General features: G+C 44.6%; 20 protein-coding genes. 5 read left to right on the top strand and 15 right to left on the bottom strand.

From position 1 onward, the window contains the following. Positions 1 to 230: 230 nt before the first annotated feature. The 12 genes from nifJ to ACTTJ8_RS04100 form a co-directional block, all read right to left on the bottom strand. Positions 231 to 3,785: a pyruvate:ferredoxin (flavodoxin) oxidoreductase gene (nifJ, locus tag ACTTJ8_RS04045; protein WP_442720378.1), complete on the bottom strand. Its 3,555-nt coding sequence runs from the start codon at positions 3,783 to 3,785 to the stop codon at positions 231 to 233. Positions 3,786 to 4,176: 391 nt separating this feature from the next. Next, complete coding sequence (gene dnaB / locus ACTTJ8_RS04050; protein ID WP_442720379.1) at positions 4,177 to 5,502, bottom strand: replicative DNA helicase; 1,326 nt, start codon at positions 5,500 to 5,502, stop codon at positions 4,177 to 4,179. Positions 5,503 to 5,723: 221 nt separating this feature from the next. After that, complete coding sequence (gene rplI, locus ACTTJ8_RS04055; RefSeq protein ID WP_442715638.1) at positions 5,724 to 6,317, bottom strand: 50S ribosomal protein L9; 594 nt, start codon at positions 6,315 to 6,317, stop codon at positions 5,724 to 5,726. A 107-nt stretch (positions 6,318 to 6,424) separates the two neighbouring features. Beyond that, positions 6,425 to 6,730 (bottom strand): 30S ribosomal protein S18, encoded by a 306-nt coding sequence (gene rpsR / locus ACTTJ8_RS04060; protein WP_442720380.1) that lies wholly within the window; start codon positions 6,728 to 6,730, stop codon positions 6,425 to 6,427. Between the two features lie 12 nt (positions 6,731 to 6,742). After that, positions 6,743 to 7,225 (bottom strand): single-stranded DNA-binding protein, encoded by a 483-nt coding sequence (locus ACTTJ8_RS04065; protein WP_442715636.1) that lies wholly within the window; start codon positions 7,223 to 7,225, stop codon positions 6,743 to 6,745. Positions 7,226 to 7,240: 15 nt separating this feature from the next. Further along, positions 7,241 to 7,522, bottom strand: coding sequence for a 30S ribosomal protein S6 (rpsF, locus tag ACTTJ8_RS04070; RefSeq protein WP_442715635.1), 282 nt, complete (start codon positions 7,520 to 7,522; stop codon positions 7,241 to 7,243). Positions 7,523 to 8,007: 485 nt separating this feature from the next. Further along, complete coding sequence (locus tag ACTTJ8_RS04075; RefSeq protein WP_442720381.1) at positions 8,008 to 9,804, bottom strand: hypothetical protein; 1,797 nt, start codon at positions 9,802 to 9,804, stop codon at positions 8,008 to 8,010. A gap of 79 nt (positions 9,805 to 9,883) precedes the next feature. Then, the gene (locus ACTTJ8_RS04080) at positions 9,884 to 11,023 is read right to left on the bottom strand and encodes a vWA domain-containing protein (protein WP_442715633.1); all 1,140 of its coding nucleotides are present in this window, start codon (positions 11,021 to 11,023) and stop codon (positions 9,884 to 9,886) included. A 101-nt stretch (positions 11,024 to 11,124) separates the two neighbouring features. Continuing rightward, a complete protein-coding gene (locus ACTTJ8_RS04085) occupies positions 11,125 to 13,071 on the bottom strand; it encodes a RelA/SpoT family protein (protein WP_442720382.1) in 1,947 nt (648 codons plus the stop codon). Positions 13,072 to 13,178: 107 nt separating this feature from the next. After that, positions 13,179 to 14,084 (bottom strand): peptide chain release factor N(5)-glutamine methyltransferase, encoded by a 906-nt coding sequence (gene prmC / locus ACTTJ8_RS04090; RefSeq protein WP_442720383.1) that lies wholly within the window; start codon positions 14,082 to 14,084, stop codon positions 13,179 to 13,181. A 4-nt stretch (positions 14,085 to 14,088) separates the two neighbouring features. Beyond that, a complete protein-coding gene (gene prfA, locus ACTTJ8_RS04095; protein WP_442720384.1) occupies positions 14,089 to 15,156 on the bottom strand; it encodes a peptide chain release factor 1 in 1,068 nt (355 codons plus the stop codon). A gap of 141 nt (positions 15,157 to 15,297) precedes the next feature. Further along, positions 15,298 to 16,197 (bottom strand): ankyrin repeat domain-containing protein, encoded by a 900-nt coding sequence (locus tag ACTTJ8_RS04100; RefSeq protein WP_442715629.1) that lies wholly within the window; start codon positions 16,195 to 16,197, stop codon positions 15,298 to 15,300. Between the two features lie 152 nt (positions 16,198 to 16,349). On the opposite strand from ACTTJ8_RS04100, the gene ACTTJ8_RS04105 reads away from it, so the two are divergent. The 4 genes from ACTTJ8_RS04105 to gatB all read left to right on the top strand — a co-directional run bounded on the left by ACTTJ8_RS04105 (position 16,350) and on the right by gatB (position 22,039). Further along, positions 16,350 to 18,731, top strand: coding sequence for a methyl-accepting chemotaxis protein (locus tag ACTTJ8_RS04105; protein ID WP_442720385.1), 2,382 nt, complete (start codon positions 16,350 to 16,352; stop codon positions 18,729 to 18,731). A 67-nt stretch (positions 18,732 to 18,798) separates the two neighbouring features. Beyond that, positions 18,799 to 19,104 (top strand): Asp-tRNA(Asn)/Glu-tRNA(Gln) amidotransferase subunit GatC, encoded by a 306-nt coding sequence (locus ACTTJ8_RS04110; RefSeq protein WP_442715627.1) that lies wholly within the window; start codon positions 18,799 to 18,801, stop codon positions 19,102 to 19,104. A gap of 2 nt (positions 19,105 to 19,106) precedes the next feature. Next, a complete protein-coding gene (gatA, locus tag ACTTJ8_RS04115; protein WP_442720395.1) occupies positions 19,107 to 20,567 on the top strand; it encodes an Asp-tRNA(Asn)/Glu-tRNA(Gln) amidotransferase subunit GatA in 1,461 nt (486 codons plus the stop codon). Next, positions 20,564 to 22,039 carry an Asp-tRNA(Asn)/Glu-tRNA(Gln) amidotransferase subunit GatB gene (gene gatB, locus ACTTJ8_RS04120; RefSeq protein ID WP_442720386.1) on the top strand — a complete coding sequence of 492 codons (1,476 nt, stop codon included), beginning with the start codon at positions 20,564 to 20,566 and terminating at the stop codon, positions 22,037 to 22,039. The genes gatA and gatB overlap by 4 nt, the downstream gene beginning before the upstream one ends. A 129-nt stretch (positions 22,040 to 22,168) precedes the next feature. Here gatB and ACTTJ8_RS04125 read toward each other — a convergent pair whose 3' ends face one another. Next, the gene (locus ACTTJ8_RS04125) at positions 22,169 to 23,254 is read right to left on the bottom strand and encodes a hypothetical protein (RefSeq protein ID WP_442720387.1); all 1,086 of its coding nucleotides are present in this window, start codon (positions 23,252 to 23,254) and stop codon (positions 22,169 to 22,171) included. 246 nt (positions 23,255 to 23,500) lie between these two features. Then, positions 23,501 to 24,772, bottom strand: a complete 1,272-nt coding sequence (locus tag ACTTJ8_RS04130; protein WP_442720388.1) for a glucose-1-phosphate adenylyltransferase — start codon at positions 24,770 to 24,772, stop codon at positions 23,501 to 23,503. 468 nt (positions 24,773 to 25,240) lie between these two features. Between ACTTJ8_RS04130 and ACTTJ8_RS04135 the strand changes: the two genes are divergently transcribed. Next, a complete protein-coding gene (locus tag ACTTJ8_RS04135) occupies positions 25,241 to 25,603 on the top strand; it encodes a VOC family protein (protein WP_442715623.1) in 363 nt (120 codons plus the stop codon). A gap of 266 nt (positions 25,604 to 25,869) precedes the next feature. Here ACTTJ8_RS04135 and ACTTJ8_RS04140 read toward each other — a convergent pair whose 3' ends face one another. Beyond that, positions 25,870 to 26,616, bottom strand: coding sequence for a HEAT repeat domain-containing protein (locus tag ACTTJ8_RS04140; RefSeq protein ID WP_442715622.1), 747 nt, complete (start codon positions 26,614 to 26,616; stop codon positions 25,870 to 25,872). Positions 26,617 to 26,794 lie beyond the last annotated feature (178 nt).

Here is a 26,794-nt window from a genome sequence, read left to right on the forward strand (position 1 = left end):
GCAATAATCTGTACAGACCTTCATTTTCCACGTACGGAAATTTTAATACTTCGAATTGGTTACTTTCGTGACATCCCCGACGAGTTTAAAATTAAGTCTTTATACAGCAATGACTTAATTTTAAACATCACATCTAAATCTAAGGGAACTGCCCAAAACTGAAGTTTTTGGACAGCCCCTATGTAATCGTATCAAGGAAATGAAAGCAACGATTGGTCTGCTGCTAGAGCTTAGAACGGGCGGTCAGCAAGGTATTTATACTCTTGCCAGCGCCGTTTTGCCTTTGCAACAGCCTTATCAAGCAGCATTTGTGCACGTTCCGGATTTGCATTCTTTAATGACTTGAAGCGTACTTCTTTGTACATAAAGTCTGCAAGGTTAAAGTCCGGCTCTTTGCTGTCAAGCTGGAAGGGGTTTTTGCCCTGTTCAACCAACCGCGGATCATAGCGGTACAGCGGCCATAGACCGCAAGAGACAACCTCTTTCTGGTTGCTCATACCCTTGGTCATATTGATACCATGGTTGATACAATGGCTGTATGCAATGATAATCGAAGGGCCGTCATAGCATTCCGCTTCACGGAATGCCTTAATAACCTGCGACATATTTGCACCCATAGAAACTTGCGCAACATAGACATAGCCGTAGCTCATCGCCATCATACCGAGGTCTTTTTTGCTGATTTCCTTACCGGATGCTGCAAACTTCGCAATAGCACCGATCTGAGTTGCCTTTGACATCTGTCCGCCGGTATTGGAGTATACTTCCGTATCCAGTACCAATACATTGATATTTCTACCGGATGCTAAGACATGATCCAAACCGCCGTACCCGATATCATAAGCCCATCCGTCACCGCCGAGTATCCATACCGACCGTTTAATGAGGTGATCGGTAAGAGATAACAGCTCTTTTGCAAGCGGATCGGAAGCCTTTTCAAGCTCTTTCTTGAGCTCATCCACAAATTCGCGCTGCTGTTCGATTGCTGCGTCATCAGCTTGAGCATTACCGAGGACTTTTTCGATTGCTGCTGCTGCAATACCTTTTGCTTTGAGCTGGACGGCAACTTCCCGTGCATATTCTGCAAGTTTATCGCTGGTAAGACGCATACCGTAGCCGAATTCCGCTGCATCTTCAAACAGGGAGTTTGACCATACCGGTCCGCGTCCGTCCGCGCGTTTTGCATAAGGGGTAGTGGGGAGGTTTCCGCCGTAGATTGAAGAACAACCAGTTGCGTTTGCAATAACAGCACGGTCGCCGAACAGCTGTGAGAGAATACCGATATAGGGTGTCTCACCGCATCCTGCACAAGCACCGGAGAACTCAAAGAGCGGGCGGCGCATACCAAGCCCTTTCGGCTGGCTTAAATTTACTTTCTTGGTGTCAGGATCGGGTAAGTTCATAAAGAACTTCCAGTTTTCGGATTCTACTGCGCGGTGTTCAACAAAGCTTTCCATATTGATTGCTTTAATCGCAGGATTTTCTTTCGATTTTGCAGGACACTGCTCAACACAAACACCGCATCCAGTACAGTCTTCGGGAGAAACCTGAATCGTAAACAACGAATTATCAAATTCCTTGCCTTTGTACGGGATGGAGCGGAATGCCGACGGTGCATGATCAGCATGGGATTTATCATACGCCTTCATTCTGATAACAGCATGGGGGCATACAACAGTACACTGTCCGCACTGGATACAAAGCTCGCTCTTCCAAATCGGGATGCGCTCTGCAATAGCACGCTTTTCATACTGTGTAGTTGCGGTCGGGAAGGTCCCGTCTGCGGGTATTTCGCTTACCTTGACATCATCGCCTTCGTTAATAGCAATTTTTCCGAGTATCTTACGCACAAATTCCGGCGCATCGGCACTCATTGCTGCGTGCCGCGAAAGTTTGCTGGTCGCTTCTTTCGGATAGGCAACCTGTTCAACGCCTTCAAGCGCCATATCGATGGTCTTGATGTTCTTCTGAACAATTTCTGGTCCCTTCTTTCCATAAGACTTTTCGATGAACTTCTTAATCAGCTGTACTGCTTCCTCTTCGGGTAAAATACCGAAAATTTTGAAGAATGCGGTCTGCATAACAACGTTGATACGGTTGCCCATACCTGCTTTTTCTGCAATTTTCACACCGTCGATAACGTAGAACTTTGCTTCTTTTTCAATCAAGTCCTTTTGAACTTCAACCGGCAAGTGTTCCCATACCTCATCCTTGTTCCAGTGGCTGTTCAAGAGGAAGGTTCCGCCCTTGCGGAGGCTCTTGAGCATATCGTAGGTTTCGAGGAAGGTGAATTTATGACACGCAATAAAGTCAGCCTGTCCGACAAGGTAGGGCTTGCGTATCTTCTTTTTACCGAACCGCAGGTGTGATGTGGTGATTGAACCGGATTTTTTAGAGTCGTATACAAAATACGCCTGTGCGTTATTGTCCGTTGCCTCCCCGATAATTTTGATGGAGTTCTTATTTGCACCAACGGTACCGTCAGAACCGAGACCGTAGAACATTGCCTGGTGCATACCGGTGTCGTCAACATGAAAGTGTTTGTCGTAGGCAAGGCTGATGTGAGTAACATCGTCATCAATACCGATTGCAAAGTTGCTCTTCTTTTCCCCTTCCATATTATCGAACACTGCTTTGACCATTGCCGGGGTAAATTCTTTTGAACCCATGCCGTAGCGTCCGCCGAGAATAACCGGATAACTGGTGAAGGGGCATTTTTTTGCCGCTTGCATTTCGCCGATTGCGGTGCGGACATCTTCGTAAAGTGCTTCACCGAGCGAGCCTGGCTCTTTTGAGCGGTCTAGTACGGTAATATTCTTTACAGATGTAGGCAGTGCTTTTACAAAGGCTTCTGCATTGAAGGGGCGGTACAAGCGTACCTTTAACAAGCCGTATTTCTTGCCTTTGCTGTTCAAATAGTCAACGGTTTCTTCAACAGTGTCTGCGCCGGAACCCATCAGTATAATGACGGATTCTGCATTGGGGTCTCCATAGTAGTCGAAGAGGTGATATGCACGACCTGTCAGGCTTGCATACTTATCCATAACACGCTGAACAATTTCAGGTGTTGCAAGGTAGTATTTATTTACTGCTTCACGTGCTTGGAAGTAAACGTCGGGGTTTTGTGCGGTTCCGCGGATCATCGGTTTTTCCGGAGTTAAACCGCGGAGACGGTGTGCGCGGACAAGCTCGTTGCTTACCATTTGCCGCATTACCTCATGAGATACTTCTTCAATTTTTTGAATTTCATGGGATGTTCTAAATCCGTCAAAGAAGTGAAGGAAGGGTACCCGTGCTTCAAGGGTCGCCGTATGAGCAATAACCGCCATATCCATAACTTCCTGCACGGAGTTTGACGCCAGCATTGCCCAGCCTGTTTGGCGGCATGCCATAACATCCTGATGATCACCGAAAATAGAGAGTGCACTGGTTGCGAGTGCTCGGGCAGCAACGTGGAAAACGGTGCTGGTCAATTCACCGGCAATCTTGTACATATTGGGGATCATTAATAGGAGTCCCTGCGATGCGGTGAATGTTGAAGAAAGCGCTCCTGTTGTCAGTGCACCGTGGACTGCTCCCGAAGCTCCTCCTTCGGATTGGAGCTCAACAACCTGCGGTACGGTTCCCCAAATATTGGTTTTTCCATGAGCGGAATACTCATCGGCAACTTCTCCCATTGGGCTTGATGGCGTAATAGGATAAATTGCGATAACTTCGCTCAAGGCGTGCGCAACGTGACCGGCGGCAGTATTGCCGTCAATCATTACAAGATTTTTTTCAGGCATAACATCGTCCTTCTAAAGTATGGTGTGAATTTGGTGAGTATATTATGCAATATACTTTTTCCGATTTACTACTATATAGAATAATATTTTACTGCAAAAAGTGCAAGAGAGAAAAATATTTTATCGAATTAACGTGAATGGAACGGCTGCGGAAGAAACCGGCATCTGAACTGAGCGGTTAGAGTGGGTAAGTTCAGCACCTGTAAGGCTGCCCTCAAAATATGTTTTGTAGCGTTTTTCGATTGAAAAAAACTGAAATAATGGGAAACCTCTTAAAAACTGATTAGCAGGCGCAAAGCGGACTCGTAATGTATTCCCTTACAGAACAAGCCGATAGGCTTACAGTTAGCGGTTCCTACAAGGATGTAAAGGATGTATATTTTTGACGAGGCTATTGATTTTGTGCTTTTGAAACAAAGCGGGTACAGTCGCTGATAAATTCAAGATTTACCGTAGCGATAGGACCATTACGCTGTTTTGCAACAATCAGCTCTGTGTCAGGATTTTCACGTTGTGCACGGTGCAAAAACATAACGACATCGGCATCTTGCTCAATAGCTCCAGATTCCCGCAAATTGGCGAGTGTTGGAGCAGTTCCTTCAGCATCACGGCCAACCTGAGAAAGTGCTACAACAGGTATGTTGAGCTCACGGGCAAGGCTTTTGAGAGATTGTGATATTTCTGCAAAACGTTCATGCCGCGGAATAAGATTGTTTTCTGAGGAAATCAAGCCAAGATAGTCGATAAAAATGATTTTTACCCCTGCTTGCAAGGAAAGCTGCCGTGCCATTGACCGTAAATCAAGCAGCTTCATATTCGGCATATCAACCATATAAAGCGGCGCTTCATACAGTCTACCCGAAGCATCTTGAATTTTTTCAAAATCTGCATACCGTAAATTGCCGGAGCGTATTTTGGAAGAAGATACTCGTGATTCCAATGAAAGCAAACGCAATACAAGCTGCATATTTGACATTTCAAGCGAAAAAAACGCAACAGGAATTTTTTTTACCACTGCAATATAATCGGCAATAGTCAGCGCTAAGGCTGTTTTTCCAATTGACGGACGTGCACCGATAATAATCAGCTCCGAATTTTGAAAGCCGCTTGTTATGCTATCTAAAAATTCAAAACCGGATGGTATTCCTGCAAATTCATCCCGGTGTTTAGAGCGGGCTTCGATAATTTCAATTGCTTCAGGAATAATAGCTCTTGGCGTATAATAAGTTGCAGTCTGACCGGCATCGGTTAATTCAAAAATATTTTTTTGAGCTTGCTCTAATACCGAAGAATAAGGAACTGTTTCATCAAAGACATCGGCAGAAATTTGATGTGATACTTTCAATAAAGACCTACGAACTGCCGCATCAAGAACAATTTTCGCGTAATAGGCAACGTTAGCGGTACTGGGAACCCTATCAGTCAACGAGGCAATATACGCAGTGCCTCCTACAGAATCAAGAAGCCCTTCTTGCCGTAAATGCTCGCTAATAACAAGCAGGTCAACTCTTTGTCCTGTATTATAAAGATCAACAATCGCTTGAAAAATTTTTTGATGTGCAAGGGAGTAAAAACTTTCAGCCCGGATATATTGTAAGACGGCACCGATAGCGTCAGCTTCAAGGAGCATTGCACCAAGTATTGCCTGTTCAGCTTCCGGATTATTTGGAGGTACTTTATCCTTTAATGAAGACAGCGGTCTTGCCATGTCCGACATTTATCATACTCCTTATAAAAAACAAGAGAGAAGCTCCGAATGAGAACTTCTCTCTTTGTAAGCCGTTATTTTGTAACCAAAAACAATTTTCTGGTAAATAAACACCCCCGACACGGCACGTGGATATCATCCCTTTGCACGAACAAACAATGTCCAAAGATATAAAGGACAGCTCACATCATAGAGCTGTCCTTTAACACTGTTTGCGGACAACTAACTTGTTACGCCTCAGGAGTTGTTTCTGACTTTCCTTCTTCTGTTTCTTCAGCAGCTGACTCTGACGGCTGTTCATCTGCCGCTTGTTCTGTTTCTTCATGGCGGCGGCGTGAACGTTTTTCCGGCTTTGCTTCAGTTGTTTTTTCTGCTTCAGGCTGAGCTTCTACCACTACTGCAACCGACGCAACGGCGGACTCGTATAACTTAAGTGTAGCAGAATAATTACCAACGCTTTTGAAGGTTAAACCGGGCAGTTCAATACGCTTTCGCTCAATTTCAAAACCGAGTTTCTGCAGTTCATCAGAGATAGTCTGATTGGTAACAGCACCATACAGTTTTCCATTGGGACCGGCAGGCATAACAATAGTGATAGTCAAAGCTTCAAGCCGTTCTTTTAAGCCGGCTGCATTCTGCCGCTTGACAGCTTTCTTCTGTTCAATTTCTTCTTTACGGCTTTCAAAATGAGCCAACGTAAAGGGATTGCAGGGAACTGCTAAATTACGGGGAAACAAGTAATTACGTGCATAACCTTTTGCTACGTCTTTTATATCGCCCTCTTCGCCGAGGTGTTTTACATCTTCGTTTAAGATTACTTTCATTTCAAGCTCCTTAGATTAAAAACGATAAAGCCGGGCTATTTCCAGGAGTTGGAATCCGGCTTGCAATAGCGCGATTCCGCTAAAAACACTGTTTCCAGCGGATTGTATCAGTCTACTACGTAAGGCAGCAGCGCAAGTGCACGGGCTCGCTTAATTTCCAGTGCTAATTTGCGTTGATGCTTTGCACAGGTACCGGTAATACGGCGAGGCAATATCTTTCCCCGTTCGGTAATAAACCGGCGCAGTGAATCGGGATCTTTATAGTCAATCTTTGCCTTTTGTGAACAGAACCGGCAAACTTTCTTACGGTAGAACGTTTTACCTTTTTTATTATTCTGCCGTTCTTCGCTGTCCCGCGGATTATCCTGTATATTTGTATCTACTTCAACAGTATTCAATGTTTCTTCAGACATCTTGCATTCTCCTTAAAATGGAATAGTATCAAAATTGGCATTATCAAAGTCAGGATCATATCCATCATCTTGTTGCTGCGGAATATTTTGCCGTGCCTGATATGCCGAGGGAGCATTTGACCGCTGATATGAACCCTGAATGCCGCTCTTTGCCTGCTGACCATTACCGGAACCACTCCCTAAAAGCTGAATATTGTTTGCAACTATTTCTACTTTGCTGCGGGATTGTCCGTCTTGTTCCCAACGATTCTGCCGTAGTTCACCCTCTATCGCTACCTGCTTTCCTTTTATAAGATATTGATTGAGAGCTTCCCCTTGCTTTCCCCAGAGAACTATATCGAAATAGTGAGCCTCTTCACCCCACTCTTCGCCGTTTTTACGCCGCCGATTGATCGCAAGCGAAAATTTACATACAGGGGAACCACCTTGGGTATACTTTAGTTCAGCATCGCGAGTAAGTCTACCGACCAGTACGACATGGTTTATATCTGCCATCAGTATCTCCCTGAATTATTCATCGATCCTGATAAATAAAAAAGTCAAAAGGTTCTGGTTGAGTTTAAACTTACGGTCAATTTCGACAATTTTTTCCGGTTCAGCATGGATGTTAAACAACACGTAGCGTCCCTTTGTCTTTTTTTTGATTTCATACGTCAACTGACGGTCACCGAACGGATCTTCGGAATCGATCTGAACATTGAAGTCTGCGAGAACAGAACGCACTTCTTCAATACCGGATTTGAACTGATCTTCCTCAATAGGGAAAACTGTCATCAATTCATACTTTCTCATGTGCCCTCCTCATGGCCATTATGTCCCATATTTTCTACGGGATGGAGTTGATATCGGTACTACCGATTATTTCTTCATGATTTTATATATAGCGCATATACAAACCGGAAAAAACAATAAGTCAATATAATATAAGCTGACTCGTTAGTCAACATTGCTATTGTTTTTTTCGTTTTTTATGAAAGCTGTAGTCTATCGTGCAAGAAGGGGTGAGTTTCGCATTGTTTAAACCGCAAAGCCGGTATTACTAACGGTAACATTGGCACGAAAGCTGCATAGACAGTTAGTTTCCGCACCAAGGGGGAATTTATGAAAACTGTGTTAGGGAACTCTAAAAATCTATAACCTGAGTTTTCTTAGAGGTTCCCATCTGTATCGTTGTGAGCTATTGTTTTTGATTTATTACAAGAATTTAATAAGAACCAACAAGTCATTACTATAAAAATAAGTGTTTTGCATGTTGCCGTGATTCTACCTCACTCATCTTATTTTCCCCGCTGAACCTCTTCGTCCTGCTGTATTGCTGCCAGCCGCGAAACATAGTGTGCAACATGAGTTTGCACAATGTCTGTGATTGGGGCGGTGTAAAAGCCATCGTTATTACAGTCAGCAGTAAGGATTCTTTCTGCGGCGGCGGAGAGCGGCAGAAACCACACTTCGCCGATAGCGGTGTCGTCATACTTTTCGCCCTTATACACGCCTCGAACAGTCATGCGGTAATTGCCTTTCGGAAGGATGAGCGGGTTTTTCACGGCGTTCAGCGCTATCCATTGGTCTGAAAAATCGTTCATAGTGGCGGGGAAGATGTCTGCAAGTTCGAGCGCAATCGGCTTTTGAAGCGCGGAGGAAGTGAGCATCATCGACTTTACGCGGTTGTTCTCTTGCCATGTAGCCCCCGCATAGCCCGATTTCGTGAAGACGGTAAAATCCGGATCGCCCGAGCCATAATTGCTGTATAGTCTCCCTGCGAATCGGGCGAGTCCGTTTGAGGCGAAAGGACCAAGCGCGGCTTTTGTTAGTGTAAACTCAATCCATTCGCCGATCCCGTCACCTGCACTCCCTTCGACCCAGCCGTTGAAAAGGATTCCATCGAACGAAGTTTCCACACCATAACCTGATGTGCGAAGGTAAGTGTCTTCGTTTTGATAGGAGATGTTGGTATGTTTGCCATCTCCCGCGATTTTGTACGAACCTTTGTAGGCGGAAGATGAGCGGACATCCTTGACGAATGTCTGCCCACCTTCTTGCCCCTCCCACTCTATGGAAGGACCGTCGCGGTACGGCGTTTTGGTTTTGAACACGAGGCGTTCGCCTTTCTGAGGTTTGTAGTTCTCTACTGTATACAGATTAAAGCCACCCCCATTTATCGAAAACTCTCCGAATTCCGTTTCTTCGAAATGTGCTTGAGAGCCGTGCGCAGTCATTGTGCCGTCGGAAAGCACCACAAAGCTTTTCATCGCCCCTTTCCATGTGCCTCCTGTGGAGATGTCGTAGGTCAGCGCATAGGTGTCCCCACGGTAACTTTTCTTTACCGAATCGATGTCATATTTGACCGAAAGTTTTGACCGTGCTGTCGGCGGAAAGTGCAGCTCATGATAGAAGTGAAGCACGAGCGTGAGTGTGTAGAGTTCTTTCACATCATGCCAGTTATCTTCCGAAATATAGTTCGTACCTTCTTCGTCCTTTTCCACCGTTGTTTCGATTCCCACGGTCAGGATCGGAACACTGTTCCCTTCCTGCTCTATGGAGCACGGTCTCATGACTGAATCGAAACGCTCCGTGCGTGAAAGCTCTGCGAGGTAGTCCTTTGCCGAAAGTGTACGAAGTTTTTTGTTGAGCGAGAGAAGTGCCTCCTTTGCAGCGCCCTCGATACCGCTTTTTCCGAATGCTATTGCCATCACCGTCTCATTCGCCATGTAGCCATTTCCTACAGGCACTTCGGCGGAAACAGTACCATCTTTTTTTACGCTGACCTGCGTCTTTACCACCACAGGGAATGCACACGGCACGGTGACGCGCTCCCGCGTGGTGTTCAGAAAATCAAAGCGTGCGGTTACTTCGCGCCCACTGGTTTTATGAAACGTGTCGCTCTCTCTGTCATATTTACCGATAGCCGTATGCTCTACAACCAGAAGCTCTCGCTCCAGCGCGATTTTGTCGTTCGGCTCCTTGACATAGATGTTCCCGTAAGTCCAGTCCTCCGGCTTGTATGAGCCGCCGTCGTCAGTAAATGCCGCAAATGATGCGAACAAAAGTGCTATGATTAAAAGTGATTTTTTCATTTTATCTCCAAGCTGCTCAGTAAGCTATCCGTTGAACGGACACCGAGCATGCGTTCTATAATAGACCGGTTCAGAAACTCTAATATGTCTTGTTGTGGGGTAGAATAATAGGATAGAGTTTTACGTCCTGCTTTTTTGCTGCTTCTATAACCGACTCTTTCGTGATTGAACCTTGCGGGCGCGGGTGGGGAGGGGCATCACCGATGAGGATGATTTTCCGATCGGTTTCCGTATCAGGGCGCCATTCAAGATCAAGACCGGCATCCAAGCCTTCGTATACGGCTTCCGGAATATCTCTTCCTCCGAATACACTAAAGCTGTGGAGAGCTGCAGAGAAACGGTTCAGGTCTGATGTAAAATCACAAGCTGTTTTTGTTAAAAAATCATCATAATAGTCTTTATACAAAACAAGACCAAGCCGGTACGAATCGTATTTAGATAGTACTTTTTTGAGTGAAGGTAGTAAGAGTTCCCGGAGTTTGTGGACATCATCCTTCATACTTTCTGTCGCATCAATAACAAACACTGCGTCAAGGTTTTTATGTTTTTGCCGTGTCAGGATAACCTCAATGGAAGGCATTAACCCGTCTACGCTATCGGAATACATCAGTTTATTGTTGCTTACCTGTGCAAGTTCGGTAAACGCATCAATTGCAGGCTCACTAAATGACGGATCGTGCGTTTCTTTAATTGTTTTTTGCGTAACGCGCAGCACAAAAGGATTGTCGCTAAAGCCGCCGGTATAATCGGCAAAGGGCTTTTCAAATGCCCGTATATTAAAAAAAGTACCGTCCAATACTTCTACTTCGCCATTCCGCGTCCATTCATACCCATAATATATGATATACGGTACCCAAACATGAAAGGCTTCTCCCAGCGGGGTATTTTTTTCCGGCGTAGAGTCTACCAAACTGTAGAGCCGTTTACCGCGGGTATCAAGCTCCTTACCGTTCAAAATCCGCTTTTCATCTCCGTTTATACTATTATACACGCTATCACGGTAGGCAAAATTATCAAGCTTTTTAAGCGGATCCTTTGTGGTTTCCGTCATCAAAATGGATGCTATTTCAGGTTTTTTTCTAATATAGAAGTGATACCCTGCACCTTTTGGGTCTTGAATAACGGCAAGATCACTTTGATCCAGTTCCAAATCCGCTGCAAAAAGGGATGAAAGACAGCCTGCGAGCATAATAACTATAAAGATACCGTTCTTTTTCATATCTTTAATATCGAACGGATTGCCGAGAGCAATGAATCTTTTTCGGCAATTTTATGATTCTTCTGCGATGTAAGGCTCAAACGGTTCCTTTAGCGTGCTGCTTACCGGTTTGATTTTCCTTTTGCAGCAGCCTCTTTCGGCTTTTTACTTTGTTTTACATCCCATTTCACATCGATAAGCCGGTTTTCTAGGTCGGGAATATGCTTTAAATTCCGGCAATCTTTCTTGTGAATGATAATTCCTCTTCCGTTCGCAACATAGCCGCAGATGGCAGCATCAAGTGTAGGCTTGCAGCAGCCCGCAAACCGTACCGGAAAATTGGTGGAGTTGCCGATTCGTATCCGTACTGCGGAATTTCTGGTAGGATCCTTTTGAGCTTGCTCCAGATCGCGGCGTATTTTTTCAGTTTCTTCTGCGGTTTCTTTTGCAGGGCGGACAGGCGCTTCTTCTTGCAACTCTCCCTGCTGTCCTTTTTCTTCTTTTTCGGTGTTCAAAAGATTTTCATGCGCCTGCAGCCATGCCCTGATTTTTTGCCGTGCCCGTGTTGTGTGGGCATTTTCGTAATGGTTATGCGTCGGGTGAGCATTCGGGTTTGTGATGATCTCTACTTTCTGGGTGTTTTTCAAGGGGCGGGACAGCGGAATAATAACACCGTCCGCCTTGGCTGCTACCAGCTTTTCTCCTATGGAAGAATGGATTCTATATGCAAAATCCACCGCTGTAGCACCGGCGGGCAGTTCAATAATATCACCGCCGGGAGTAAAGACAAAGATCGAATCGCTTAAAAGATCGCTTTTGAGTTCTGCAAGGAACTCTTCATTATTAAAGCGTTGCTGTTTGGCAAGCGATTTTACCTGCTGCACAAAGGAAAGCTCTTGCTCATTCGCTGTTTTGTTTTTGCTCCGCTTTTTGTAGAGCCAATGACTTGCAACCCCCCGTTCTGCAATTTCGTGCATCTCGTGCGTACGGATCTGTATTTCCAGGGTTTGTCCTCCCTGACATATCACCGTTGTATGGAGGCTTTTATATCCGTTTGCCTTGGGCATAGCGATATAATCCTTAAAGCGCCCTTCAAGCGGCTTCCATATTGTGTGTACAAGACCCAGAATTGTGTAACACTCGTTGACAGTGTTACATAAAATCCGTACAGCGAGCAAATCAAACAATTCATCCGCTGCCTTGTTCCGCTTTTTCATTTTTTGATAGATAGACCAAAAGTGTTTTGCGCGGCTTTGTACCGTAACTTTGATTCCGGTTTTCTGTATCGCCTCATACAGTGTTTTTTCAGTTTCTTTGAGAAAGGCTTCCCGCTCTTTCTTTTTGGAGGCAACTACTTCCTTAATTTGATCAAAGGCTTCCCGGTTAATGTATTTGAGGCTTAAATCTTCAAGCTCATTTTGTACAGTGGAAATACCCATGCGCTGTGCCAGCGGAGCCCATATTTCGATAATTTCCCCGGCAATGCGGCGCTGCCTCTCTTCAGGATATTCACGGATATAGCGTATCTTGTCGAGCCGGTCTGCAAGCTGAACAATCATAACCCGCAGGTCGCTCACCATAGAAAAAAACATTTTGCAGACGGTGTCGGTGTGTTCCTTACCGGTAATGTAGAGCTTTACATCCGAAAATTTTGCAGCAGCATCAAGAATTTCTGCCGTTGTGTTCCCAAATTCCTTCCGTAGACGGTCTTCCGGGAGTTTGAAACTGCCGTTTTCGCTGTAGAGCAGGGCACAGACAATACTTTCGCTATCCATTTCTAAGGCGGCAAGGCTGTGAGCCATGCGCAGTGAATGGGCTATATCATGCGGTATACCGTCATCCGATGTAATGGGTGCAGCTTGCTGATCTGTAGGTGCATGATCGGAAGCCGGTACGGTTGGTACGTTTTCTGCACTGCCGTTCTGTACCTGCGGCATACGTTCTTTCAGCAGAATGTTCCATGCAGCGCTAATCCGTGCAGCATCCTCTGCATTTTCGGATTCTGCGTAATCAGGATATCGTTCAAAAAAATGCTTTAAACTGGCTAGGTTTTCAACTTTTTGTATCATTGTGTATGTCCTTGTGTTAAACATATCAGGGCATCTTTTAAAAACTCAGGTAGAAGATGCCTCATCAGCATAGCTGATAAAGGGTATTTAAAGGTATGCTGTCTCATTTAACCGTGTAATACGCCTTCAATCAACCGATCGCGGTTTGTCCAATCTTGATGAATGCGTACAGCAGAAAAACCTGTGGTTTCAAAGAGCCGACCGGCAGCTTGGGCATGGTATTCTCCTACCTCGCTTAAAAGGACTCCGCAATCATGTAATACCATAGGAGTATTATTTGTCAAAATCCGTATAAAATCAAGACCATCGGAACCGCCATCAAGGGCTAGAACCGGTTCGCTGCGTCCGTCCTGCAGAAGTTCTTGTGTGAGTGCGGAAGGCACGTAGGGGGGATTTGCTGCGATAAGATCAAAGCGGGTTTGCAATGCGGGCAGTGTACGCATATCACCCTCCCGGATGCAGAGCCGCTCTTGTGCTTCCGGGGAAAGAATGTTTTGAGCATTGGTTCTGGCAATGGTCAATGCTGCGGGAGAAATATCAGCGGCGGTGCAGTACACGTTCTTGATACCCTCCGCATCAAGGGTGTGCAGGATGGAAATAATGATACAGCCGGAGCCGGTACAGGGGTCAAGGATGGAAATAGGGGCTGTTGCGTCAGCTGCCTTTTCTCTGATGATAGTAAGGCTGCGTTCAACCAGCAGCTCCGTATCGGGCTTTGGAATTAGTACGTCCGGGGTTACATGAAAGGGCAGTCCCCAAAATTCCTGTGTGCCGGTGAGATAGGCAATGGGAAGACCGGTACATCGCTGTTCTACTGCTGCGCAAAACAGCTGCCATATATCGGAAATATCGGTAGTATCATGGGCAAAAAGCCATGCCCGCGGCTTGTGCAGGAAGTGCTGCAGCAGCACATCTGCATCGAGCAGCAGTAATGAGCGGTTATGGCTTTTGAGTGCCGCAGACTGCGCAAAGCGGTCAAGTGCAAAGCGGCGGGCATCGGCAACGGAAGGCATTCAGTTAGGCTTGTGCCTTCATCATCTCTTCGCGTGCAGCAATACACAGCGCATCGATAATTTCAGTAAGATCGCCCTGCATAATTGCATCGAGCTTATAGAGCGTGAGGTTGATCCGGTGGTCGGTAACACGGTTTTGCGGATAGTTGTAGGTGCGTATACGCTCCGACCGGTCTCCCGAACCGACTTGGTTTTTCCGGTTTTCTGCCCGCTCCGACTGTTTTTTAGCCTCTTCCATATCATAAAGGCGGCTCCGCAACACGCGCATTGCCTTTGCCTTGTTTTTAATCTGGCTTTTTTCGTCTTGGCAGATAACCACAAGACCGGTCGGAATATGGGTAAGCCGCACGGCAGAGTCGGTAGTGTTGACGCACTGACCGCCCGGTCCTCCTGCACGCATAACATCAATACGGAGGTCTTCCTGCTTAATCACTATTTCCGTTTCTTCTGCTTCCGGTAATACGGCAACCGTTACTGCACTGGTGTGGATGCGTCCTGAGCCTTCCGTTTCCGGTACACGCTGCACCCGGTGTACGCCGGATTCATAGCGGAGACTGCCGTAGACATATTTTCCGGAAATAGAGAGTGTAACCTCCTTGAATCCGCCTAATTCAGTTTCATTAGAGGAAAGCAGCTCATACTTCCAGTTTTTTGCTTCTGCATAGTGGGTATACATTTTGAGCAAATCTGCTGCAAAGAGGGCAGCCTCTTCTCCGCCGGTACCGCCGCGGATTTCCATAATAATATTCTTTTCCTCCAAAGGATCCGGCGGAATCAGCAAAACCTTCAAATTGTTTTCGCTTTGTTCCAACTGAGCTTCCAGCTCATGCAGTTCTTCCCGCGCCATTTCCTTGAGTTCATGGTCTGTTTCATCCTGTATCATCGTACGGGTTTGCATAATCTGCTCTTCTAACCGCGTATATTGTTCGTATTCTTCCATCAATTTTGAAAGATACGAATGTTCCCGCATAACTTCCTTGTAGCGGCTTTGATTTTTAATGAGTGTAGGATCCTGTATTTCTTGTTCCAGTTCCTTCCAGCGGACTGATAAACTTTCAAGTTTTTCTTTCATAATAATTCATCCTTTGCCGAATACAAGCGGCGGATTGTTTGTTTTAGAAAATGATTAAGAGGTAAGCAAGGAAAGGCTTAACATAAACCGGCATTGCATTACCATTGTTTTGTAGTGCAGCACCGGTTCCGTTCCGATACGCTAGGTATCCGGTATAAAGGCGAGGATTCTGCTATTGCGAAAAAGTTTTGCATAAGCGAGGGCAGACATCCCAAGGCTGTCTGCAAGTAGCCAGTCTGCATGGTGTTCGCTCAACAGCTGTACCATCGGGATATCCTGCCTACCCACTGCAAGGATGAGCGCAGTTTGTCCATCCTTGCTTTGTATATTGGTATCAGCATGTTTTTCCAACAACAAAGCTGCTGTTTTCAGGTCACCGAGTTGAGCTGCTTCCATCAACGCAGAATATGAGCGGTCTTCAGCGCAACTGTCAATTGCTGCACCACTCGCAATGAGTAAGGCCGCGACATCGTACTGAGCGTTTCTGATTGCAAGCGAGAGTACCGGTGTGCCGCGTGTATCGCGTAACGAGGCATTAAAGCCTGCAGCAAGAAAAAGCCGCACGATTTCGTATTGCCCGTCTTGCACCGCTGCAACAAAATTAGTATTCACACATGGAAAACCTTTATCCATGAGTTCCTTTCGGGCGAGTTTTTTTTCTTCTATGCATAAAAAGCTTTTTTGCTCATCTATAAAATAATCTTCAAATACATCAAGGGGAAGCGGTGTAACCAGCTGCTTCAGATTGTCAGGCAGTGGAATATTTTTACCTTGCAGCAGCGCTAAAATCGGTACATTCATTCCAATTCCCATTCCTATGAAAAAGAGAAAGGGCGCTGCCGCAGCTACCGCATTTGCATCGAAGATCAAAAGGATATGTGTCGCGTTCTGCAATAAAACCGTTGGCTTGTCATAAGCTGCGTTGTTCCAAACAGCGTCAGTTTGATAACAGGTAACTTTGCAATCATAAGCATCAATAATTGCAGCAATAGTTTCAGCAATAGTTTGTTCTGTTTTCTCATAAAAAATAACAAATTTCATATCTGTCCTGTAGTATAGCTCAAAAATCCAATACGTGCAATTCTTCTTCTGAATTATTCCTGCGTTCTGAAAGTCTGAGCCTTCCCTAATTCGGAAAATTGATGTATGATAGAACTAGTATGCTATCAACAGAGAGATGGAGTATTTACAGTATGAAAAAATATATGTCCGGCATTTTTTTAACAGAAAAAAATGATGTAAAAATATCCGGCAGTCAGATGTCCGTATCTCAATGGGCTGTTATAGCATGTCAGCTGTGCGGACGAACTTCCCGTAAAAAGCATTATTTTACTATAGCATCCATATTGTTGCTATGGATACTGCTTGGCAGTGCAGCGTATGCAAATACTCTGCCAAAGGTTAATAATGCCGTTATTGATTTAAGAAATTGGAACTTTAATACGCAAGGCAAGGTAAATCTGTCAGGCAACTACGGTTTTTTTTGGAATGAACTGCTCGATACATGGAAGGAACCCAATAATTATATTACCGTACCAGGATCGTGGACTAATACCAAGGTAACAAATGGGAAATCATATTCTGCAGACGGCTATGCAACATATAGTTTACGGATACTACTGCCTCAAGACCATGAGCAGCTTTCGCTCTATGTAACAAATCATTTAGTGAGTGTGAGAGTTTTTACTCATGGCAGTGAGCTCATTGGTTATAGGGATAGCAGTAAAAGCACTGCCGGTGTTAAAATACCATGCTTTGCGCTGCCGCAGGGAGAAACGCAGGTAGATGTGCTATTTCAGGTACAGGGGCGGTCGCATAAAGATCAAGGACTCTATAGCGCTATCACCTTAGATAGGACCGTTATTACCGAAGCTGAAATCACACGGCGTGAAATTATCACAGCGATGATCTTCAGTTTTGCATTGGCGTTGGGACTATATCACCTGATTTTGTTTATTTTTAGACCGAAAGAAATGAGTATTTTGTATTTTTCTTTGCTGGTTTTTATCATAATCCTCAGGATTTTATCGACGGATTCCTTACTCGGCTGTGATCTTCTCGGCTTTTCGTGGCTGGTTACGATCCGTTTTGAGTACTTTACCTTTGCAACTATCTCTGTACCTTTGGTTTTGTACTTGCGTGAATTGTACCGTAAATATATCAATAAAATTATTATGATAGTCTGGGTTGGTGAAGGTATTCTTTTCGGATTCGTTACGTTTATTACCAGTCCTGCATTTTTTACCTCTTTAGTGCGGTTTCAGCAAATTGTAAGCCTACTGCAAGCCTGTTATCTGTTTTATATCATTATCATGCTGGTATATAAAAAAGAAAAAGAAGCGTGGTTCATTGCAATCGGCTTTATCGGGTTGATTATTACGGCTGTTATCGACATACTTTCAGGGATGGATATTCTCATGCTTCCCAGTACTATCCCGTTCGGATTGCTGTTCTGTCTGCTGATACAGGCTATTTCTTTTGCACGGATATTCAATTATGAAAAGCGGGAAAGCGATGTAATGCAGGATAAACTCATTGAATCTGCTAACCGGCTTAATACTTTCTTTGAAGGAATAAAGAAAGTGATTAAAGATTTAGCTAGGGAAGATGCCGTGCTTACTTCCAATATGCAAAATGCCCGCTCGTATGTTGATAAAATTTCAAGTTATATTCAGTTTGTGTTGCAGGAAATTGCTTCTCAAAAAACGAGCCTCATTGAAACTGAAGATAATACAACCTATCTGAACAGCTTCCTTGAAAATTTGGATTCTCAGATTACACGGCAAAGTGAAAAGTCTCAGGCGGCAATGGATAAGCTTGCCGAGTTGATTCAAAATACCAAGCTCTTAACGGAAAAGTTCAAGGTTATTCAAGATAACTTTGTGAATATCTTTAAGGCAAACGAAGTAGGAAAGACGAATTTTTCTAAGATGACACGAACCATATCCGACATAACCGCACGCTCTGCCGTATTGCTGGAAACGAACCAGCTCATAACGCAGGTTGCCGAGCAAACGGATATGCTAGCTATGAATGCTGCTATTGAGGCAGCTCATGCAGGGGATGCCGGCAAAGGTTTTGCTGTTGTTGCTGAAGAAATCCGGAACCTTGCAGAAAAAACTTCCTCAGAATCGGATTCTACAGGCAAAATTATTAAGCAGATTACTACGTCGATTGATGAAACCTCCTCTGCTGCGGATATTTTGGCACAGAGCTTTGCCGATATTAGTGAAAAGGTAACGGGTTTTGAACACTTGCTTGCAGAAATTGCTACCTTTATAGGGCATATGAATGCTCATACTACTCGCATGGAAGAAACGCTCGCAGAGGCGCTGCAGGAAATGACCGCTCTCAAAAATGAAAACAGCCGCATTATTGAAACACGGGAGAATACCGTGGCAAGTTTCGGACATCTGACAGCCGCTACGGAAAAAGTAAATGCGGAAATAGATTCGATGGTTGATAATATCACTAATCTTATTCGGCTCTTCCATAAAACGGCAGAATCCCAGGAAGAAACCCGGGAGATAATAGTCAGACTTAATCAATTATCATCTGAAAAAGCTGATGCATAAATTTAAGGGCGCCCTTTCAATCGGGAAACGATGAAAGAGTCCTAGATAGTTATTATAGGAAAAGAATATGGCTCAAAACAGTAAAATTACCCCAGAGGTATTCGACAATTTACTCTATCTTTCGCGGCTTTCTCCGGAAGACCGTGATATAGTGTCTATTGCCGGACAGGTTAGTCAGATTGTCGAGTATTTTGATATTCTGAAGCGGTATGACACTTCTCTTGACACCGGCAGTGCAGCAGTGTTATCTGACCGGTCATTGCGTCAAGATACTATTGTTCCCGGTATTGCGCAATCTGATCTAAAAAAGATGTCAACTGAATATATGGACAGTTATTTTCGGGTTCCGAAAGTATTGGGAAGCGGGGTGTAATGATGAAAGATATTTGTACCGCTACGCTGAACGAATTAAAAGCAATGCTCGAGGAAGGGGCGGTAACTTCTGCCGAAGTGATCCGTGCTTTAAAATCGGCATATCAGGCGGACTCGCAGCAGCCGCTTCCTTTGCAGGGCTTTATCGAATTTTTTGATGATGCGGAAGAGCTTGCAGCAAAGGCTGATGCGATGAGGAAAGAGGGTAAGGCTGCAAATATGCCCTTACTCGGTTTGCCGTTTGCTGTAAAAGACAATATTTCGATGCGCGGAAGGCTCTGCACCTGCTGCAGTAAAATACTGGAGGGCTATGTTGCGCCGTACAACGCAACCGTGATTGACCGACTGATAAGTGCCGGTGCAATCCCCATCGGCAGAACGAATATGGATGAGTTTGCAATGGGGTCTTCCACTGAATACTCGGTGTATGGACCTTCGAGAAACCCGATTGACCGGATGCTGACTCCCGGAGGAAGTTCCGGCGGGTCTGCAGCGGCGGTTGCCGGATTCCAGGTGCCCTTTGCGCTTGGTACTGAAACAGGCGGTTCCGTGCGGCTGCCTGCGTCGTATTGCGGCATCTACGGGCTTAAACCAACGTATGGCGCTATCAGCCGCTATGGTGTTGTCGCGTTCGGCTCTTCGCTGGATCAAGTAGGACTCTTTGCCCGCACGGTCGATGATATAGGGCTGGGGCTTGCCGTAACCGGCGGGCGTGATGCTCATGATGAAACAAGTGCAGACCAATGCTTCAATTCTTGCACTAAACTTGTCCCCTATTCCGATGGGGAACTGAAAAAGATCCGCATCGCACTGCCGGTAGAGTTTACCAAGACACAGGGCTTAGATGCTGATGTTTCTGCAGTGTTTGAAAAGTTCTGTGCATGGTTTTCTGCTCAAGGCATTACGGTTGAACCTGTTTCGATACCGGTGCTTGAATCTGCGATCGCTATGTATTATGTTATTGCCCTTTCAGAGGCAGCAAGCAATCTAGCCCGTTTTGACGGTATCCGCTACGGGTTACGGAAAGATACCGGCAAGGGATACGATGAGCTGTACTGTGCAACCCGTTCCGAGGGATTCGGTAAGGAAGTAAAGCGCCGTATTATCACCGGAAACTATGTGTTGTCTCATCACTTTTCCGGCGATTGCTACGAAAGTGCGCTCCGTGTCCGCAACCGTATGGAAAAGGAAGTGGGTGAAGTGCTTGGGCAGTATGATTTTATTTTCTGTCCTACTGCTCCGACACCGGCATTTAAGCTTGGCGAGCGTGTTGATAATCCCATGGCAATGTATCTTTCAGACTTATTTACCACATTTGTCAACCTTGCTCATATTCCTGCATTATCGGTTCCTGCCGGCACGGCACAGGATGGCCGCCCGATTGGAATGCAGATAGTGGGAGCAAAGTTCTCCGAAGAGAAAATTTTACGTTTAGCAAAAACACTGGAGGCAGTACGGGTATGAGTTCCGAATTATCATACGAGGTCATTATCGGTTGTGAAATCCACTGCCAGCTTTTAACAAAAACCAAGGCTTTTTGTTCCTGTGAAAACCGCTATGGCGGTATGCCTAATTCCCATGTTTGTCCGGTATGTCTTGGACTGCCGGGGGCTTTGCCGGTTATCGGTTCTGAGTATGTACGCTTAGGTATTAAAGCAGGCTTTGCACTTGGCTGTACCATAAATGCATTCAGTAAATTTGACCGTAAGCATTATTTTTATCCCGATCTTGTAAAGGGGTATCAAATTACCCAATACGACAAGCCGATATGTGAAAACGGTGCTGTTGAAATCAACATGGCTCCGCCGAATGAGCCTCCCCGTATGCGTACCATACGGATAGAGCGCATTCACCTGGAAGAAGATGCGGGAAAGAGCCTCCATATTGAAGGTGCACATAGCTATATTGATTATAACCGCTGCGGTGTTCCGCTGATCGAAATTGTTTCCAAGCCCGATATGAAAAGTCCGGAAGAAGCCGCGCAATATATGCAGACTGTCCGTGAAATTTTGAAGTTTATCGGGGTTACCGATGGTAATTTGGAAGAAGGAGCGATGCGCTGCGATGCCAATATCAACCTAAAAGTATTTGAGAATGGCAAAGAGTACCGGACACCTATTTCCGAAATTAAGAATATGAACTCGTTTAGGACAGTGCGTGATGCCTGTGCCTATGAGGTACAGCGGCAGCTGGAAGAATTTAAAACGGATCGGCAAGAGTATTCGCCTGATTTTAAACGCACAATGGGATGGGATGAACCGAGCGGAAAGACGGTTATTCAGCGGACGAAAAACTCTGCGATTGATTACCGCTTTATGCCGGAGCCGGATCTTTTACCCCTTATGCTGTCACAGGAGTATATCGATTCTGTGCGTGAAACGGTTGGAGAATTACCGGCTGCAAAGCGCGCCCGGTTTAAAAAAGACTATGGGCTTTCCGATTTTGATGTAGAGACCTTAACCGCTGAACGGAGTTTAGCAGAATGGTTCGAAGCTGCTGCTGTTAAAGCAAAAGATGCAAAGAAAGTTGCTAACTGGGTGCTTGCTGAGCTGCTTGCTGTCTTAAATGACAAGCACATTGGACTGGATCAGCTGCCTATTACTCCTGAGCATATTGCAGAATTAGTCAATGCCCTTGAAGCTCAAACGATTACGAGTAAACAGGCAAAGGATGTGTTTGCCGAGATGATGGAAAACGGAAAGACTCCGCAGGAAATTATTAAAGAAAAAGGGCTGACACAGGTAAGCGATGCGAGTGCTATTGAAAAGCTAGTTGATGAGGTGTTTGCTGCCAATCCGCAAGCTATTGCCGACTGGAAAAAAGGAAAAACCAATGTTGCCGGTTGGCTGATGGGGCAGGTGATGAAAAAGTCACAAGGAAAGGCAAATCCTAATCAGACAACGGAGTTGGTGCAGAAAAAACTTGCAGCATTATAAAAGCGGTTGTTCTACGCAGTAGCAATGGTGTGACAGAGCTGCACCATTGCAGTCAAAACTATACACGGATGTATAGTTTTGACGAACGCCCGCGTTGGGGTTGTTGATTGGAAAAGTCCAATACAAAAATCAGTTTTCCTTCCGAATTTCTTTAATCCGTTCCCAATAAAAATCCAGTTCATCAGCTTTTAAAAGCGGCTCAGGCGGTTTTCGTCTAAGACTATTGTGTTTTTTTACTTCGCTCTGCAAGTTTGTTACTGCCGACCGTGTTAAAAAAGGAGTTCCAAATGCAAATATAGTGCCGTCTGTCTCGCAGTGGAACGGGAGGTCTTTAATCTGCGGATATTGATGATGTGGATAGGTATCTCCAACAGCATGGGACCCAGGGCCTCCGCCTTCCGGCACTATGCTTAAACGGTACACAGCGGTATCTGTTTTAAGAGTAACGGTACCCTGTTCATAATTTTTCAGCTTTGAGCCGTTATCGGTGATGCAGCGGTACACCGTATCTGCGTACTTGATCATTTTGGGAACAGCTATCTGCTGTCCGTCTCCGGCGGTAAACCGGGCTTGCTGCTCCTTGTAGGCAAACTCACCCTTCCAGTATCGAAATTTGATATAGCGGCTGCCGAGGAAAAAAAAGGCGTCAAAAAATTCAGGCGTTTCTTGCGGATAGATGAGAATACCGTTACGGAATCCCTGCTCAATCCAGAAACCCTCTATAAGCTGTGCTGTATCCGAATGTGTGTATTCAGTACCGCCATCAGAAGACACAGTTTGAGCTGTTTCCTGGCTCTCGGTATTGGTTTGGGCGCTTTCTGCCGCAGCTGAGCTACGCTTCTCTGCCCCAACCGTATACGGTATTCTCCGATAGAACGAGGTAAAAAGGCTATCCTTGTAGACCCATACAGCGGTTTTTGCAGGCTGTTTGCAATGCGGATACCATATAGCACAGTCATAGACATTGGGGTGTCCTTCTTGCGGTACAACCGTTACGGGATAGCTGCCCATGTCCTCATAGACAAAGCGGTAATACGTTTTCAGCGCCATATTGAAAACACCGGTCTCTGTACCGCTCTTTTCCTCCTGATTCTCCATGTCTTCAGCATATTCGATAAACCGTTCTGTATTTTCCCAGATGCCGGATAACGATTGCGCAGAGCAGGGGAGGGTAAATGCAAAAAATAAGGTGCAATAATAGATAATATACTTCACAACGGGAGTGAGTGTAGCATATTTTCTGATCTTTGTTTAGCCAGTCATTATTCGTGCAGAGGGATAATACTCACAAGCCGCGTCGGGGGTGTTGATTGTGTATTAGAAAAAACGGATGGGTACTTCTAAAAATCTATCGAGTTTTTTAAAGATGCCCGAATATAATCAGAGCCGCTGGCTGCAAGAGGGGGCTAGTCCTGTTTATCCGCATCCCCCTTGTTGCAGCTTGAATTCTATAGACTATTTTTAGATCGTGGTGTTGTTCGGAATAATTGCGTTTTTCGTGATAACGTATATTTGATCAACGATATGATAGAAGCCGTAATCTCCATCCGGAGGAATTTCTCCCATACCGATTGAAACGTTATCACCAATACGAGCATTCTTGTCGATAATTGCTTTTCTAATATGGCAATTTTTTCCTATTCCTACGCAGGGAATATCAGCTTGTTTATCGCCTTGCTTGTTGCTGTCGGATTCATAATAGTCTGCCCCCATACAGACTACTCCTTCCAGCACGCTGCCCGATTCGATGATAGTTCTAACACCGATAACTGATCGTGTAATATCAGCGTAGGTAATAACACAGCCTTCGCTACACGTTACGCGGTCAAGTTTCGCTCCGTTAATCTTTGACGCAGGCAGGTTTCGGTAGTGGGTATAAATCGGAGCTTCTGCATCGTAGAAGTCAAATTGCGGTGTAATTTCCGTCAAATTGAGGTTTGCTTCGTAGAAACTGCGAATAGTTCCGATGTCTTCCCAATAGCCGTTATGGACAAATGCGGTAACCTTGTATTTTGTAATTGCTTCCGGAATAATTTCTTTCCCAAAGTCTGTCATGTTGTTATCCAAACATTCTTCCATCGCTTTGGCATTGAAAATATAAATACCCATCGATGCAAGGTATTCTTTGCTTGGATCAGCAACCTGACTATCAGACTGAGCAGGGATTTTCCATTCGTCAATATTTTTATCTGGTCCCGGTTTTTCCATAAATGCAGTGATATTGGATTGTTTATCAATCTGCATAATACCGAAGCCCGAAGCATCACGGCGGTTTACGGCGGTACAGGCAATGGTTATATCAGCGCCGGATGCTTCATGCTTTGCTAAGAACTCTTTTAAGTTCATGCGGTATAGCTGATCACCTGATAGGATGATATAATATTTCGGTTCCTGTGTTTTAAAATGAGGAAAGTTTTTCCGTACTGCGTCTGCCGTACCTTCATACCAGCCGGAATGCTCGAATGTTTGTTCTGCCGCAAGAATTTCAACAAATCCGTTGGAAAAACTGTCAAAACGGTATGCCCGTGCAATATGCAGGTGCAATGAGGCAGAGTTAAACTGCGTTAATACATATATTTGCCGTAGCCCGGAGTTAATACAATTAGAAATCGGGATATCTACAATACGGTGCTTTCCGCCGAACGGAACAGCAGGCTTTGAGCGGGATTGCGTAAGCGGGTATAAGCGGGTTCCCTTTCCGCCGCCCAAGATAATTGATAATACTTTTGGCATATCTCCTCCTATTTTGAGACTTTTTGAGAAAAACAGTAGTTCATCTGAACTCAGTCCTGCTTTAATTACTCTCTCTTTCAGTATAAACGAGGTTTTTATTTTTTTCCAGAAAAAAATAAAAATAAATTACAAAAATATATGAGTTGTACAAAATCCTTTACTTCATAGCTACATTGATTGAAACATTTTATAAACAGTGTATTTTATCTCATTTGCATTTTGCAAAAAAACTCTTTGTCGGTTATACTATAGTAAACCTGTTTGGAAACTTCTTTTTCAGGACAGGTTATCTTGAAATGCAATGTTCAAAAGTTGTACTATTTGTGTGATTTTGAACTCGTTGATCAGTTCGAAAGCGAAGGTACCGAACTGGTCTCGTATATGCAGCGTATTATGCCCTGCATACGTGCCGAATTGCGTACAGTGATATATGTGGTATTTGGGACGAATCTATTTTGGAGGAAGAACATGCAGTTGAATAGTGTGGTTATCAGAACCGAAAACATGGAACAGTCGCTTGAATTTTATGAGAAGATTCTCGGTTTAACATTTGAAACAATGATGTCTGCCGCGCCGGGAAAGCAAATCGCTTTTTTGTATGATGCTCAATCGAACGGCAGGCTGGAACTTATTCATAACGACCTTTCAAAAGTAAAAAAAGAAAATTCTATTTCGCTTACCTTTATCGTAGATCAGATCAGCGAAACGGAAAAGTATCTCCGTTCTAAAAATGTCCGTATTATTATGCAGCCCCGCACTGTAAAAGACGGAAAGAAAATGCTGACAGCAGTTGATCCCAATGGTATCGAAATAGACTTTATTGAGTTATAGTAACGTTAAATGTACAGGAGAATAAAATCCATCCGGCAACATGATCGGAGGATAAATATTCCTCACTAATCAATAAGCCCGCATAAATCGAAGAATAGTTTGTGTGGGCATTCAGTGTTACGCATCCGGGGCTAATGTGAATATTTTCAACTGCTCCGTTTTTGTATACCACAGGGCATCTGTAAAAAACTCGGTTAGATTTTTACAGATGCCCTGTGAGTATTTTTATAAATTTTTATACTGCAATATTAGGAATATCGAATATTTTACTTCTTCTGATCCGAATTTCCGTTTACATTTGAAATATTGCGCATTACTTCATGAGCGCGGGTTCTAACAGGCGTTACATAGCTGTAGTTGTTTGCAATACGCATGATAGTTTCAAACATATCTTTTTTGTTTGCGATTGAACCGGACATCTTTTCAAATGTATTGAGAATTTCAAGTGCGAGTGAACTCGTGGGATTAACAGTATCGAATTTACGTGCAATCCAGTTAATCATCGTGAATACTTCGTCATTATCGTTCTTTCCGATTGTTCCGAGCGATTTAACGGCTGCGGTAATAACCGACGGTTCATTGTCGGTGTACATAACGGTAACGAGTACATCCTTCGCTTGGTCAGTACCCATCTGTCCCAGCAGTTCGCAGGCTTTGCGTCTGATTTCAGGGTAATTGTTGATTACTCTGCCATCCTCACGCACAACAGTCGAAAGACCTGTTGTTGCCAACGAGCTTAACGCTGTTTGCATTTCTTCGGTTTTACGGCCTTCGTTTAAGGCTTCTTCAATGTATTGCAATGCCACGAGCTTTGAATCGCGTCCTTCTGCTGCAACCATCTCTTTAATCATAACCCCTTCGATAGAATTAAGGTATGCCTGCTCAACAGTAATCATGCTGTCAGATTCGCCGCTCTTACTGCCTTTGTTTGCTGCGTCTTTATTTTGAGCGCAGATAAACGGAGCAGTCAGTAAACCGAAAGCCAGTGAGAGTAGTAATAATTTGTGCCGCATGGTAACGACCCCCTTTCATTGTCTAAAGTTGGGAACCTCTAAAAACTCCTGTTTTCAGTGATGCCCTGTTTGTGTGTATCCATTAAGACGGCTTCATTTTTAGCTATTTTTCTGTAAGTGTCAAGAGCCTGAATTGTTTCAGGGGTATGCTTTCAGTTTTTTTGATAGGCATATTTGC

The sequence above is a fragment of the Treponema sp. genome (assembly GCF_052169735.1).
In the GTDB taxonomy this organism is placed as follows: Bacteria; Spirochaetota; Spirochaetia; order Treponematales; family Treponemataceae; genus Treponema.